This is a genomic window from Bifidobacterium minimum (genome assembly GCF_000741645.1).
Classification (GTDB): domain Bacteria; phylum Actinomycetota; class Actinomycetes; order Actinomycetales; family Bifidobacteriaceae; genus Bifidobacterium; species Bifidobacterium minimum.
In genome coordinates, this window is record NZ_JGZD01000009.1 from 712297 (window position 1) to 728032 (window position 15736).

A 15736-nucleotide genomic window follows, 5' to 3' on the forward strand; every position below is an offset into this window, starting at 1 on the left:
ATTACTTCTCCTCCAATACGGTTCGCATGGCCTCATCCTCGCCTCGAGACAACCGGCGGTCGATGACGTTCATCAGATGTCCCGAGATCGCGGGGATGCCGATCTCGTCGACGAGCTCTCCGAAGAAGCCCCTGACGACCAGCTTCCTCGCCTCGCGCTCGGGAATCCCGCGGGATTGCAGATAGAACAGCTCCTCGTCGTCGAAGCGTCCCACCGAACTGGCATGGCCCGCGCCGATGATGTCACCGTTCTCGATTTCGAGGTTGGGCTCGGAATCCGCGATCGCCCCGGGTGTGAGAACCAGATTGCGGTTGAGCTCATAGGAGTCCGTGCCGGGCGCCGTCGGTTGGATCAGCGCGTTGCCCACCCACGTGGAATGCGCGTGGCGGCCGTCCAGGGCTCCCTTGTATACGACGCGGGAACGGCATTCGGGGTGGTTGTGCACCACCATTGTCCGATGCTCGATATGCTCGCCCGGATCCACGAAATAGATGCCGAGCATGTTGAGGTCTCCCTGCGGTCCGCCGAATTCCTGATCCATGCGGATGCGGACGAAATCACCACCCAGAGTGACCATGGAATGGCGCAGGGACGCCCCCTCCCCCATATGGATCCTGTGGCTGCCCACATGCCGCGACCCCGCATCCCACTCCTGGATGAACGTGGTGGAGACGTGGGAGTCCTGGCCCGTGACGATTTCCACGCCCTCGGACAGATTGGCGAGACCATGGTGCTCGACCACGACGTCCGCATGTGAACGGTCATGGGCCCTGATCACCAGATGCAGCGAGTCCAGATCGGCGCCGCCGCCGACGATCGAGATCAGAACCGGCTGGTCCGGCTCGCCGTCGATCTCGACGACGGTGGCCTTGTCCGTCACGGACCACTGCACGGCGGAAGCGCGGTCGCTGGGCTTCATGACGGTGCCCGTGGGCTCCTGCCCCATCGGCACGGTGGACACCCTGACGCCATCAGCATCCAAGGCGGAGCCGTCCATGGAGGTCACCCGCACGGTCGTGGCGTGCGAGGGGACGAACGGTTCGAAGAAATCGGCGATCCTATTGATCGGCGTGAAGCGCCAGTCATCATCCTTGCGCGTGGGCACGGGGAAGGACGACACGTCGAAGCTGCGCGGCTCGCGGTCGGCGCTTGATGGCATGGCCGCGGGGAAGGCATAGGGGTTCTTCGGGTCGGCCGTCGGAATGGCGGGATCGTGAGGCGTCGTTCGACGCGGTTCCTCGGCCAGTTGTTGTTCCTCCGTCATGAGTCAGCCCACCGATCCTTCCATCTGCAGTTCCACCAGACGATTGAGCTCCAGGGCGTACTCCATCGGAAGTTCGCGGCTGATGGGCTCCACGAAGCCTCGGACGATCATGCCCATGGCCTCCTTTTCCTCCAGACCACGGCTCATGAGATAGAAGAGCTGATCCTCGGAGACCTTCGACACCGTGGCCTCATGGGCCATGGAGACGTCGTCCTCCCGGACGTCGACGTGCGGGTAGGTGTCGGAGCGGGAATAGTCGTCCACCAGAAGCGCGTCGCATACTACGGAGGAGCTCGAGCCCTGCGCACCCTTGAGGATTTTGACCAGCCCTCGGTAGGCCGAACGACCGCCTCCGCGGGATATCGATTTCGCCACGATGGTGGAGCTCGTGTGGGGCGCCAGATGTATCATCTTCGCGCCCGTGTCCTGATACTGCCCGGTGCCCGCGAATCCCAGCGACATCGTGGATCCCTTGGCGTAGGGTTCGGCGAGTATGCAGGCCGGATACTTCATGGTCGCCTTCGAGCCGATGTTCCCGTCCACCCATTCCATGGTCCCGCCCTCGCGGACGTACGCACGCTGGGTGACGAGATTGTAGACGTTGTTGGACCAGTTCTGCACCGTGGTGTATCGAACCCGCGCGTGCTTCTCGACGATGATCTCGACGATCGCCGCGTGCAGCGAGTCCGTGGAGTATATCGGAGCCGTGCACCCCTCGACGTAGTGCACGTACGATCCTTCGTCCGCGATGATCAACGTCCGTTCGAACTGCCCCATATTCGGCGTGTTGATGCGGAAATACGCCTGAAGCGGGATGTCCACATGAACGCCTTTGGGAACGTATACGAAGGATCCGCCGGACCACGCCGCGGTGTTGAGCGCACCGAATTTGTTGTCAGCGGGAGGTACGACCGTTCCGAAGTACTTGCGCACCAGATCGGGGTACTCGCGGACGGCGGTGTCGGTATCGACGAAGATGACGCCCTGCTCCTTGAGATCCTCCCTGATCGAGTTGTAGATGACCTCGGACTCGTACTGGGCCGCGACGCCGGAGACGAGCCTCTTCTTCTCGGCCTCCGGGATGCCCAGTTTGTCATAGGTGCTGCGGATGTCCTCGGGAAGGTCATCCCATGTCTGGGCCTGCTTGTCGAGCGGCTTGACGTAGTACTTGAAGTCGTCGGCGTTGAATCCGGACAGATCCACGCCCCAATCGGGCATGGGCTTGTCCAGGAACGCCCTGTACCCCTTGAGCCTGATGTCCAGCATCCACTGCGGCTCGTTCTTGTCAGCGGAGATCGCCCGCACGACGTTCTCGTCGATTCCCTTGCGCGCCGCGCGGCCGGCCGCGTCGGAATCATGCCAGCCATAGCCGTAGTCGCCGAACTGGCTGATGATCTCGTCGTCGCGTTTGATCTTGTCCTCGTTGACGCGTGAGCGGTCGGCCACATACTGGCTCATCTCCACGTCCGCCGCGGCCTGAGACGTCTCTTTCGTCACGTCCGCTGCCTCCATTCGTTGTGCTTCTACCATGGGCTAACCTAACAGAATTCCTTCGCAAAAAAAAGAAACGCCGACCAGAAATCGGCTCTGCGCTGATCGGCGCCCGATCCGGCTCATCCGCCGACCCGACCACGGCGGACATCGATGACGGACGAATGACGAATGCGGGGTCCGCCGTGGCTCGAAAGCCCGACGGACCCCGCAGGGGTGGCACGGCAGCGGTTCCCGGACCCTGCGCCTACGCCGTTGGGCGGTCGCCTGTCGTCTGGTGGTCCAGAGCCGCTCTGACCAGTCCCGCGAACAGGGGATGCGGTTTGGTCGGACGCGATTTGAACTCCGGATGGGCCTGCGTGCCGACGTAGAACGGGTGGACGTCCTGCGGAAGCTCGACGAACTCGGTCAGCTCCCCGTCGGGGCTTTCCCCGCTGATGAGCATCCCGGCCTCGCGAAGACGCTGCTTGTAGGCGACGTTCACCTCATAGCGGTGGCGGTGGCGCTCGGTGACATGCTCGGTGCCGTACAGGCGGGCGACCAGCGAGCCCTTCTCCAACACGGCGGGATACGATCCCAGACGCATGGTGTGTCCCATGTCGCCGTTGCCGTTGACGATGTCCTTCTGCTCCTCCATCGTCGCGATGACCGGATTGCCGCAGTCGGGCTCGAACTCCGAGGAGTTCGCGTCCTCCAGACCAAGGACGTGGCGCGCATACTCGATGACCATCGACTGCAGGCCCAGGCACAGGCCCAACGCCGGAAGCCCGTTCTCGCGGGCATAGCGGAGGGCGCCGATCTTTCCTTCGATGCCGCGGATCCCGAATCCGCCGGGGATGACGATGCCGTCGACCTGGGCGAGCGCGGCGCGGGCCCCGTCGTTCGTCTCGCACAGATCCGCGGCGACCCACTTCACGTTGACCTTCGCGTAGTTGGCGAACCCGCCGGCCTTGATGGCCTCGGTGACGGAAAGATACGCGTCCGGAAGGTCGATGTACTTTCCTACGATCGCCACGCTCACCTCATGCTTGGGATGATGGACGCGGTCGAGGAGGTCCTCCCAGTCGGCCCAATCCACGTCGTGGAACGGAAGCTCGAGCTCGCGGACCACGTACGCGTCCAGCCCCTCGTTGAACAGGATCTTCGGAACGTCGTAGATGCTGGGGGCATCCACGCAGTTGACGACGCCCTCTTCGTCGACATCGCACATCAGGGAGATCTTGTCCTTGATGGATTGCGACAGCGGTCTGTCGGATCGCAGCACCAGGGCGTCCGGCGATATGCCGAGCTGACGGAGCATCATAACCGAATGCTGCGTCGGTTTGGTCTTGAGCTCATGGGCGGCGGCGATATAGGGGACCAGGGACACGTGGACGAACATGCAGTTCTCCGGGCCCAGATCCCGGCGCACCTCCCGAGCGGCCTCGAGGAATGGCTGCGACTCGATGTCGCCGACGGTCCCGCCGATTTCGGTGATGATGACGTCGACGTCATCGGAGGCCTGGGCCCGCATGCGCGATTTGATCTCGTTCGTGATGTGCGGGATGACCTGGACGCACTGGCCCAGATACTCCCCCGCGCGCTCCTTGCGCAGAACCGACTGGTATATCTGTCCCGTGGTGACGTTGGCCTTCTGGCTGAGGAAGACGTCGAGGAAACGCTCGTAATGGCCGATGTCCAGATCGGTTTCGGCTCCGTCCTCGGTGACGTAGACCTCCCCGTGCTGGAAGGGGTTCATCGTTCCCGGATCGACGTTGATATAGGGGTCGAGCTTCTGCTGGAGGACCCGGATTCCCCGGCTGCGGAGCAGGCGTCCCAACGATGATGCCGTCAGACCTTTTCCAAGGGACGACACCACCCCTCCGGTGACGAAAATATGCTTGGTGATGTGACCCTGTGAACTCCCATGCTGTCTTCTAGCCATGGAACTTCAGCCTATCATCAGACTTCGACGCGGCGTGTTTCACGAGGTCCGGGCCCGACGCCCGGGGTCGGACCCTCCGATCGTCAGGGACGCGCCCGGGAGCCTATATGGAAGGCGACGGCCGAACCGGTGGGAACCGTTGCGGAGAAGCGCCCGTCGACGCCCACCCGGATGGTCGACGAACATGCGGCGTCCTTGTAGACGTTGCAGTATCGGCCGGCCGGAAGGGAGGTCCGATAGGACACGCGGGAATCCTGGGATGAGTTGTTCATCACGATGAAGGCCCTCCCTCCCCGTCCGAAGCCCACGACGTTGTCGCCGTCCGACTGCCAGTCCACCACGGGGGCGTCGCCGGCGATGTTGTGCCATCCGACCATCCCGATGACGGACGCGTTCCTGTCGAAGCACGTCCATCCCGTCGTCGTCCGCGATTCGTCGCAGGTGGTGTCCGGAACCGAATCGTCGGTGGCCCCCGGGGCGCCCGCGTCGCGGTCGGTGAAGCGATATCCGGAGAAGACGTTGACCGATCCGTACGGATAGGCGAGCATGAACGCGGTGGCGAGGGTGTACTTGTCGCCATCCTTGTACGTCAGCGTCGACCCGTCGCGTTCCGTGTCCCAGTTGGTGACGAACACCGAGGCCTGGGAGCTGGACACGAGATTTGAGGCGATCTCGTCAAGCGTCAGGCTTCCCCCCATCAGGGAGTCGTCGAAAAGGCGTTTGAGGCGGTAGGCGTATTGGAACTCGTTGACCTGGCCGGATCGGAGGTACCTGTCGGGCTGGATCTCCTCCGCCTCGTTGACGTTGCCGATGACCTCCTGCATCCACCAGATGTCATCGATCGACCGTCCGGTCTTCTCCGCGACGATCCTTTTGATGGCGAGCACGTCGTCAGCGGCGATGTGCTTGACGGCGTCCACTCGGAAACCGGACACCCCGAGATCCAGCAGAGTGGCGAAATACTGCGCGAGAACCGATCTGACGTGGGTTGAGGACGTGTCCAGATCCTGAAGTCCGCTCACCCTGCACTCCTGGACGTCCGTGACGTCGCGGTAGTTCATGATGTTCTCGGTGCAGGAGTGGAAATCCTCGGACGTGTAGGGAACAGCCGGGAAGTCGCCCGTGTTCGTGTACGTGTTTCCCGCCGTGCCGACGCCCTGCGCGGTGTCCACGCCCGTCGTATGGTTGATGACCGCGTCCACGACCACGCCGACTCCCGCGGCCTTGCACTGGCGGATCATGTCGCGGAATTCGGACGTCGTTCCCTCCTTGGAGTCCAGCGCATAGCTGACCGGCTGGTACGACGTCCACCACGAGGAGCCGAGGATGCTCTCCTGCGGAGGGGACACCTGGACGTATCCCACTCCGGCGGGGCCCAGAACCTGCGTGCACTCACGGGCCACGGATCTCCAGTTGTACTGGAAGGCGGTCACTATGACGTCGCCGCGATGATCGGATGGACGAAAACCCGAAGAATATCCCGCGGGAACCTGAACGGTGCCCATGGACATCGCCAGTGACATCGCTACCGCGACACAGGCCATGCCTATGGCGCGGATCCTCATTCGATAGGTGCGCACGATTCGAGCCTCTTTCGTTATGCGCTTATGGGGTTCCGCATGGATGCGGCCCCCGATGGAGGGGCCTCCGCATCACCCTCGTGAGGATGCGGAGGCCCGGCGCCGGACGACGTGTTCCGTCAGACGCCCGTCACGGCATCACTTCGATGATGCCGAGTGGGATCCCCTCCTCTCACGGCGTGACGCCTCGCGCACGCCTATACCGGCCGCCGACAGGATCGCGACCGCAAGGACCAGCCATGCGACGGACGATCCCGTTGAGGACAGGGTCGTCGTGGTGGATGATCCGTCCTGGGCGTCGGAGGCGCTCAGCGCTCCGGTCGAGTCGTCGCCCGTCGTGTCGGATCCGGAGGTCTGGCAGGATCCGGTCGTATCGGATGAGGCCGAGGTCGTCTCGAGCTTGAGCACCGTCGCGGAAAGGGAGGCCGCGGCGTAGTCGCCGTCGGTGACCTTGACCGTGGTCGGGGTCGTGTCGGCGGAGGCGCACGGATCGTTGTCGTCAAGAACCGTTCCGTCCCTGACGAGCACCTGATAGGTCCCCTTCTTCAGGCCGGACACGGCCGTCGTCGCATCCTTGGAGGCCAGGGACCTGGCGGAGGATGTCGTCGTCGCGGACGAACCGGACGCGGAGTTGAGGATCACCACGTAGGTTCCGCTGTCGTCCTTCACCTGATAGGCGACGACGCCGTCGGAGGATTTGAGGATCGTGGCGTTCTTGGAGATGTCGTCATAGCTCGACATCCGGAAGGCCGCAGTGTTCTTCCGTAGGGCGAGAAGCCCCTTGACGTAGTCCACGGAGTCCTTGTAGGTCGTCGTGCGGTCCCAATCGATGGCATTGACCGAATCGCCCGAGTTGTAGCTGTTTCCGTCCCCGCCCTTGGTGCGCAGGAACTCCTGCCCCAGCTGGATGAAGGGGATGCCCTGCGACAGCGTGACGAGGGAGTCGGCGAGCTCGGCCCGCTTCACCGTCGTCGCGTCGTCGTCAGTGGGGACGCTGGCGCGCAGCTTGTCGTAGAGCGTCATGTTGTCATGAGCCTCGACGTACTGGACGATCTGCCCGGCATCGGCGTACCTGACGTTCGTCGTGCCGTTGGTGCACAGGTCCGATGATGCGGTTCCCGTGGCATTCCGGCATCCGAGCAGGTTGTTGGCGATAAGGCCTTCAAGCCCCGACTTCCCGGATACGAATCCGGTGTCGGCGTCGGAGAACACCGATCCCTTGGCCGCGTCGCGGATGGAGTCGTTGAAGAAGGCGACGCCGTTGTCCTTGACGAGTCCCGTCGAGCCGGCGAGGCCGGTCGTTCCCGTCGAGGATGCGCTCACGGAGGACACGGACTGGGATGCCAGCTTATACGCGTTCGGCTGGGTGGACATCTCGCTTTTGTCCATCGTGGTGTTCATGTCCCAGCCTTCGCCGAGGACGATGATGGACGGGTCGATCTTGTCGAGCGCGGCCCGGACCTCCTTCATCGTCTGGGTGTCGATCAGGCCCATGAGGTCGAATCGGAACCCGTCGACGCCGTAGTTCTTCGCCCAGTACGTCACCGAATGCACGATGTACCTGCGCATCATGGCGCGCTCCGAGGCGGTGTCGTTGCCGCATCCGGAGTCGTTGGTGAGGCTGCCGTTCGAATCGTACCGGAAGTAGTATCCGGGCACGGTTTTGTTGAACGAGCTCTCCGAAGCGTCGTAGACGTGGTTGTACACCACGTCCATGATGACCCGCAGATTGCTTTTGTGCAGCCCTTGGACCATCTCCTTGGCTTCGACGATACGGGTGGATGGATTGGTCGCGTCGGAGGAGTACGACCCTTCGGGCACGTTGTAGTTCACGGGATCGTAGCCCCAGTTCTGCTGGTACGAGCCGTCGGACTTCTTCGCGTCGTAGGAGGTGTCGCTCGCCTCGTCAGTGCTGCCGTAGTCGAACATGGGCATGATCTGGACGTGGGAGACGCCGAGGTTCTTGAGATAGTCGAGACCTGACGTCGCGCCTTTCGTCGTCGTCGTGCCGGATTCGACGACCCCAAGGTATTTGCCCCTCTTGGCGGCGGATATCCCGGAGTTCCCGGCGATGGAGAAGTCGCGGATGTTCATCTCGGCGATGGTGGCGTTCGTGGCGCTTCCGAAGGAGGCCATGTGGGTCGTCGACCCTGCCACCGTCGTGGATGACGTCGGCAGGACGACCGAGCGCTGACCGTTGACCACGGAGGCCGTGGCATAGGGGTCGGCTGAGTCGTTCGTCGTGCCGTCGGCGAAGGTGAGACGGTAGGTGTAGGCGAACTCGCTCTGCCTGCCGTTGAGGGTCACCGACCACACGCCTTTGTCGCCGCGGGTCATCGGCGAGGTGTAGTAGACGCCGGCGTCCGCGGTGCGGTCGGACTTGTAGACGACCAGCTCGACGCTGGTCGCCGTCGGTGCCCAGACCTTGAGCGTGGTCGCGTCCGCTGTCCATGTCGCGCCGAGGTCGTCGCCGTCATAGGCGTACCTGTCGTCGAAGGCGTCCGTGCGGACCACGGAGCCGGCCACCGCGTCGGCGGTGCCGAAGCCTTTCACCGTCACCGTGTACTTCCCCGTGACGGAGAGCTCGTTGGCCGTGGTGATGGTGAGAGCAGTGCCCGAGACGGCGATGGACTTGACATCCACGGCCTTGCCGTCGGCGTCCGTCACGCTCACCTTGCCGTCCAGGGCGTCGGCCGTGGAGGACTTGGAGAGCTTGGCGGTGAGCTCGGTGAATCCGGAGATCTCGGCGGACTTCACCGAGAGTCCGGTCGAGGGCCGGGCCGTGTACACCGTGGAGTCGCCCTGGACGAGCCACACCTCCGCGGTCGCCTTGCCGTTCGAATCGGGAACGATGGCGTTGGAAGGCACGGAGTAGTTCCTGTCATCCGGGTCCTTGCTCTTCCACTCGTCCTTGCCGTAGCGGCGAAGCAGACCTATGCTCTGCACCTGAACGCTGTCCGTGAGGTCGTAGGACGCCACGGCGCCCCAGTCGTCATGCGAGGTGAAGCTGGCGGAGAAGCCGTTCACACTGGACGACCATGTCCACAGATCCCACTGCGGGTCCGTGGTCGAGGTGTCCGATGCGTTGAAGTACAGGCCGTCGGAGCGGTAGTAGTGCACCTTCACGGTCACGTCGGTGGCCTTGCAGTCGTAGCTGCTGGGCGCCTCGGTAAGGGTCGTGGACTCCCCGTCGGACGACGTGCCGTCGATCCACACCTGGACGGTGCCGTCGGAGCCGACGGTGACTTTGCGGTCGCCACCGTACTTGTCCCATCCGGAGGTGGTGACGATCAGGCCGATGTCGTCATAGACGCCGTCGAAGGTCTGCTCGTACACCTTGCCCCAGCAGTCGGTGCCGGTGAAGGCGTGGTACGCCCCCGCGAGAGTGTCACCGCTCTGGGTGTTGGACCCCCAGACGTAGACGCCACGTCCGGGATCGCCGTCGGCGGCCTTGTAATGGACGACGACCCGGGTCTGCCCGGTGAGGTTCTCAGGGTTGCCGTACGACAGCGAGCCGTTGGTCACTCCCGCCTGGATGATGCCGGCCGGCGCCGTGTAGTTGTTGTTGTTGTTGCTGTCCCAGTGGTTGTCGCCGTCGTTGAAGCATATCTGAACGGCCTTGCCTCCGGTGTCGATGGTGAGCGAATAGTAGCCGGAGGAGTCCGGTCCGTTCATCTTCACGCCGGGAGCGGTGGTCCAGGTGTCTCCGATGCCGTAGTGCATGTACACGGTGCTCCACGATTTGGTGGGCTTGTAGTACACGGTGAGGGTCGTGTCGTCGGGGCTGACCGTATCGGACTCGTCGCTGAGCGTCGGATCGGAGGGGTCGGTGGCCGTCGAGCTGGAGGGGTGCGACGCCTTGGTGGCGCCCGCGTACAGCGCGATCGCCGAGCGCGCCGGGATGGTGGTGGTCACCTTGCCGCCGGAGACCGTGACGGTCTGCGAGCAGTCGAGCACCGAGTAGACGTTGCAGTACTCGCCGTCGGGCAGGGACGTCGTGTAGCTCACGTCCTTGGCCGAGGTGTCGTTGTTGATGGCGACGAAGCCCTTGCTGCCGCGGGAGTAGGCGATGTTGTTGCCGCCGTCGTCCTGCCAGTCCGTGAGCGCGGCGTCGCCGACGTAGTTGTGGAAGGCGATGAGACCCCGTGTGGAGGTCCAGCGCTGTTCGCAGTTCCAGTCACTGGTATTCGTGGAGCATGCGGTGTCCATGTCGACGTCCGGCACCGAGGTCGCCGTGGCTCCGGGTGCGCCATCATCGCTGGCGCTGAACTTGTAGTCGGAGATCAGCCGCGCCGTGCCGTAGCCGTAGGAGAGCATGAAGGCGTTGGCCAGCTGGTAGCGGGCCCCGTCCTTGTATGTGAGGGCGCCCTCGCTGCGCGCGGTGTCCCAGTTGGTCACGAACACGTTGGCGGAGTCGGAGTCGATAAGCCTGCTGCTCAGCCCCTTGAGGTTCGAGATCTTGCCCTTGAAGTTCTCGTTCATCTCGCTTTTGAAGCCGAACTCCGTCACGTCGCCGTTCTGCGTGTAGTTCGATGGCTGGATGCCGGAGGCTTCGCTGGAATTGCCGATGGTCTCCTGGATCCAGTAGATGTCGCTGGCCGATTTGCCGACCTTGATCGCCATCTCGGCCTTGATCGCCTTGAGGTCATCGGTGTTGATGTGCTTGGCCGCGTCGACTCGGAAGCCCGCTACGCCCAGCTTGTACAGCGACGCCAGATAGTCGGACTGGATGTCGCGCACCTTCGTCGAGGAGCTGTTGAAGTCCCACATGCCGCTCAGACGGCATTCCTGCACCTCGGTCTGGTTGGTGTAGTCGGAGATGCTCGTCGTGCAGTCATGGAAGTCGCTGGAGGTGATGCCGTTCGTGTACTGGTCGTCGGATCCCGTGAAGCCCGGGTAGTCTCCCGTGGCCGGGTTGTAGGTCGTTCCGGCGACTCCCGTCTGGGTGTCGGAGGATGCATCGGTCGTCGTCGTGTCGGCGCCCGTGGTCTGGTTGAGCACGACGTCGGCGATGATGCCCACGCCCGCCGCCTTGCAGGTGGAGATCATCGTCTTGAATTCGTCTGCCGTGCCGAGCTTGGAATCGAGCTTGTAGCTTACGGGCTGGTAGGAGGTCCACCACTGGGTTCCCTGGATTGACTCCTGGGGCGGGGACACCTCGACGTATCCCACGCCTTCGGGTCCGTAGGTCTGCGTGCATTCCTTGGCGATGGTGTTCCACGTCTGCTGGAACGCGATCACCTGGACATCCTTGGACGTCGACGTGATCGAGGCCTGATTCTGGGCGTCCTTCGTGGGGCTGGCCTGGGCGGCCAGAGGTCCCACGACGGCACCGCCGCCGGCGAGCATGGCGAGGGCGACTCCCATGCCCAGAAGCTTGCCGGCCATAGAGTTCAATCGTTGAACTGTCATATGTCCTTCCATTCTCATCCTTGAGAAGCCCCATCCATTCCATCCGAAACGGATGGATGAGCGGGGTTGATCGATACCACTTCCCTGTGCAGGGTCCCTTTGCGGAGGCCCGATGCCACGGCGCCGGGCCACGGACATGAACGAACGTATGCCCAAGCGGACACGACACATTCACATGATACGCATAATTGCGAACGTTGTCATAAATGGCACGATCGCGCGCCGTGAAATGCCGAAACGCCGTTGACCATGAGCGAATGGTATGAGCCCCGAGGGAACCGCAGCCGTTCCGACACCGCAGCCGTTCCGACACCGTAAGAAAAGACAGCTGTGCCTGCATGGCAGGGGCTTTTTCATGCAGGTGTTCCTGCACGAACGGAAAACGGGACCGGGCAGTGCCGATGGAACCGGCAGCCGGCGAAACCGGACGGCGTGACCTTCTAGACGGTTTCCATAAGATGCGCGACGGCTTCAAGGGCGAGACGGTATCCGAAGAATCCCAGACCCGTGATGGTTCCGGTCGCCACCGGTGAGATCACGCTTCGCTTGCGAAACTCGTCGCGCGACGCGGGATTCGATATGTGCACCTCCATCAGGGGAAGCCCCGCGTCGCCGACCATATGCGCGGCGTCAGCCAGCGCATAGCTGTAATGGGTGAAGGCGGCGGGGTTCATCACGACGGGCGTCAGCTCATCGACGGCATGGTGCATCCACGAGATCATCTCCGCCTCGTCGTCGGTCTGCCGGACCTCGACGTCCAGACCAAGCTCATCCCCCCAGACGCCGCACAGTCGGGTCAGCTCGGCCAGATCCTGATGCCCGTAGACGTCGGGCTGCCGGACTCCCAGCCGTCCGAGATTGGGACCATTGACAACCACCACTCGCGGATGCTTCTGCGTGGACATGCGAATCACCATCGCCTTTCATTGCGTCGTCTTCGCCGTGCTGTTTTCGTCGCGTCGTCTTCGTCTCGTCATTTCCCGCCGTGTCGCGTCGCCGCGGATCCCCGGTGCGATCCCGGGCTCCCACCACGGCCGACGGCGCCCGTGGCCGCTAGGCGCGGATGCGGTCGAAGGCCTCGTGGACGGCCTCGATGGGAGGATCGTCCAGATGGCGGGGATGTCCCATGGAGTCGAGGATAACGAACCGCAGCGTATTTCCGCGCGCCTTCTTGTCCCGGTGCATAAGGCCAAGGACGTCATCCCAGCCGCCGCCCGACCATGATGTCGGAAGTCCCAATGATGACAGAAGCCGGCGATGCTCCTCGACATCATGATCGGACAGATGCCCCAGAATGCGCGACAGCTCCGCGGCGAAAACGCATCCCACGGCGACCGCGTTGCCATGCCGCCACCGGAAGTGCTCCGACTGCTCGATGGCATGGCCCAGAGTATGCCCGTAGTTGAGATACTCGCGAAGCCCCGACTCGCGAAGATCGCTGGCGACGTGATGGACCTTGACCCGGACGGTGCGCTCGATGAGCTCGGTGACGACCGGCTCGAGATCGGAACCGGTGAACGATCCGCCGTCGAAGGCCCTCAAGGCCCGGGCGTTCTCCGACAGAATCCGCAGAATCTCGTCGTCCATGATGAAACCGGATTTCGCGACCTCACCAAGTCCTTCGATGAAGATATCCGCGGGAAGCGATGCCAGCGCGCCCGTGTCGGCGAGCACGCCCGCTGGAGTGAAGAACGAGCCGACCAGATTCTTCCCCTCGGGGATGTTGACGCCGGTTTTCCCGCCAGTCGAGGCATCGACCATCGCCAGCAACGATGTGGGGCAGTTCACGTACCGGATCCCCCGCATCCATGTGGCGGCCGCGAAGCCGGCGAGATCGGTGGCGGCACCTCCCCCGATGCCCACGATCGCATCGGAACGCGTGAATCCCCCGTCCGCGAGCCGATGCCACACGCCATCCGCCACCTGGACGGTCTTCCCCGCCTCGGCGTCGGGAATGACGATCTCCGTGACCTCGCGGCCGTCCTTGCGCAGTAGCGCGCGGGCCCTGTCCGAATACCGCTGGACGGAGGCCGTGTGGATGATGGCCACGCGGACCGGGCCGGCCCCCATCATCGCAGGAAGCTGGTCCATGACCCCCACGCCGATGCGGACGTCATAATCCGATCCTGCCTCAACCGGGACATGAACCACGCGTTCATTGACCATGGCTATCATCCTCCTTGCCGCTGCCGTTGGTGACATGGACCGCGTCCTCATATCGCAGGTCGCGATGCGCGAGAAGACCGGATCGCGCTGCTCGAACAATTCGGTCCATCGTCTCCGCGCATCACCGGCCAGCATGGGTCGGCCTCCCGACTGAACGGCGCGTTCCATGGCCTCCTGGGGGTCTGCCCTGAGATAGACGATTCGCCCGCCATGACCCACGTATTCGCGGAGACGCGCACGGGTGGAATCCGTCATGGGCGCGCCACCGCCCAGAGATAGTATCCCGCTCGATTGCGTGAGGAGATCGGCGATGACGTCGGCCTCGAGATCGCGGAAACGGCGCTCCCCATAGTCGCGGAAATACCTCGTGATGGACATGCCGACGCGTTTCTCGATGCGCCTGTCCGAATCCTCGAAGGGGATCCCCAGCATACGCGCGGCCTCACGACCGATACGGGTCTTCCCCGCGCCGGGCATACCGATGATGACCGCACGGGGTCCTCTGGTTCCATGTGAGCCCATCGTCAGCCCCTAGCGCATGTGCTCCGGCCAGGATGCCAGATATTCCTTGGCGTTTCTCGATACCTCATCGAGACTGTCCCCACCGAATTTCTCCAGAACGAATCGGGCCAGCGTCAGACGCACCATCGCCTCCGCGACGATGGACGCCGCCGGCACCGCAGTGGTGTCCGAGCGCTGGTTGATGGCCTTGGCCGGCTCGCCCGTGGATACGTCAACCGTTCGCAACGCCTTGGGAATCGACGGGATGGGCTTCATCGCTACCCGGATCCTGATAGGCTGTCCGTTGGACATCCCCCCCTCGATTCCGCCGGCCCGGTTGCTCAGACGCGTGATGCGCCCGTCGGGGCCGGGAACCATCTCATCGTGCGCGTGGGATCCGAACCGTTCGGACTCGCGGAAACCATCGCCGATCTCCACTCCCTTAATCGCCTGGATCCCCATCAGCGCGCCCGCGAGTGCCGCATCGAGGCGGCGGTCCGATTCCACGTAGGTGCCAAGCCCCGCGGGAACGCCATACGCGATGACCTCAACGACGCCACCCACGGTATCGGCGTTGGCCTTCGCCTCATCCACGCGCTTCATCATGCGGCTCTCGGCGTCGGCGTCGAGCGTCCGCACCGGCGACGCGTCAAGCGCCGGGCAGTCGTCCGGAGTGGGAAGGGCGTAATCGTCGCCCAGACCGACGCCTCCCATCGACACAACATGCGCCACAGTCCTCACCGACAGCGCCTGCTCAAGGAAATCCGCCGCGATGGCGCCCAGCGCCACGCGCGAAGCCGTCTCGCGCGCGCTCGACCGTTCCAGGACGGGACGCGCATCGTCGAATCCGTACTTGCGCATTCCCGTGAGATCGGCATGTCCCGGACGGGGACGGGTCAGAGGGGCGTTGCGTCCGGTTGGTTCAAGATCCTCGTCAGGCGCGTCCACGCTCATGACCTTCGTCCATTTGGGCCATTCGGTATTGCCGATCTCCACCGTGACGGGGGAACCCAGCGAGAGTCCATGACGCACCCCCGTGAGCAGACGGACACGATCCTGTTCGAAGGACATGCGTGAGCCGCGTCCATAACCAAGCCGTCGTCTGGCCAGAGCGTCGGCCACATCCCGGGAGGAGATGCTCACCCCCGCGGGAAGGCCCTCAATCATGGCGACAAGCGCCTCACCATGTGATTCACCCGCGGTCTGCCAGCGCAACATTCGTGACCTCTCCTCCGTGTCCTTTTGACGATGTGCCCATCCTACCGCCGTAGGAGGCCTCGGCGGCGGCGGCGCCCACGATTCGGCTCCGGGGATGGCCTCGTCGGGATGCCGGCGTCATGCCGTTTCCCCGTGACGCCCTCTCCCCCGTCCGCGTCCCGTCTTCCCGCGGGATCTCAG

Annotated in this window: 8 protein-coding genes; all 8 read right to left on the reverse strand. The window is 63.7% G+C overall.

Features of this window, described 5'->3' with window-relative positions; all coding sequences use genetic code 11:
- Position 1: 1 nt before the first annotated feature.
- The 8 genes from sufD to aroC all read right to left on the reverse strand — a co-directional run bounded on the left by sufD (position 2) and on the right by aroC (position 15556).
- Complete coding sequence (sufD, locus tag BMIN_RS06790; RefSeq protein WP_022860731.1) at positions 2-1264, reverse strand: Fe-S cluster assembly protein SufD; 1263 nt, start codon at positions 1262-1264, stop codon at positions 2-4.
- Positions 1265-1267: 3 nt separating this feature from the next.
- Complete coding sequence (sufB, locus tag BMIN_RS06795) at positions 1268-2722, reverse strand: Fe-S cluster assembly protein SufB (protein ID WP_193345797.1); 1455 nt, start codon at positions 2720-2722, stop codon at positions 1268-1270.
- Positions 2723-3002: 280 nt separating this feature from the next.
- A complete protein-coding gene (locus tag BMIN_RS06800) occupies positions 3003-4679 on the reverse strand; it encodes a CTP synthase (RefSeq protein ID WP_026647353.1) in 1677 nt (558 codons plus the stop codon).
- Between the two features lie 83 nt (positions 4680-4762).
- Entirely contained in the window at positions 4763-6223 is a 1461-nt protein-coding gene (locus tag BMIN_RS06805) for an alpha-amylase (RefSeq protein ID WP_238565637.1), read from the reverse strand.
- Between the two features lie 174 nt (positions 6224-6397).
- On the reverse strand, positions 6398-11671 hold the full coding sequence (locus BMIN_RS06810) for an alpha-amylase family glycosyl hydrolase (protein ID WP_026647354.1): 5274 nt from the start codon (positions 11669-11671) through the stop codon (positions 6398-6400).
- Positions 11672-12111: 440 nt separating this feature from the next.
- The gene (locus tag BMIN_RS06815; RefSeq protein ID WP_033395358.1) at positions 12112-12576 is read right to left on the reverse strand and encodes a type II 3-dehydroquinate dehydratase; all 465 of its coding nucleotides are present in this window, start codon (positions 12574-12576) and stop codon (positions 12112-12114) included.
- A 148-nt stretch (positions 12577-12724) separates the two neighbouring features.
- Positions 12725-14359 (reverse strand): bifunctional shikimate kinase/3-dehydroquinate synthase, encoded by a 1635-nt coding sequence (locus BMIN_RS06820; protein WP_033395274.1) that lies wholly within the window; start codon positions 14357-14359, stop codon positions 12725-12727.
- A 9-nt stretch (positions 14360-14368) separates the two neighbouring features.
- On the reverse strand, positions 14369-15556 hold the full coding sequence (aroC, locus tag BMIN_RS06825; RefSeq protein WP_022860738.1) for a chorismate synthase: 1188 nt from the start codon (positions 15554-15556) through the stop codon (positions 14369-14371).
- Positions 15557-15736 lie beyond the last annotated feature (180 nt).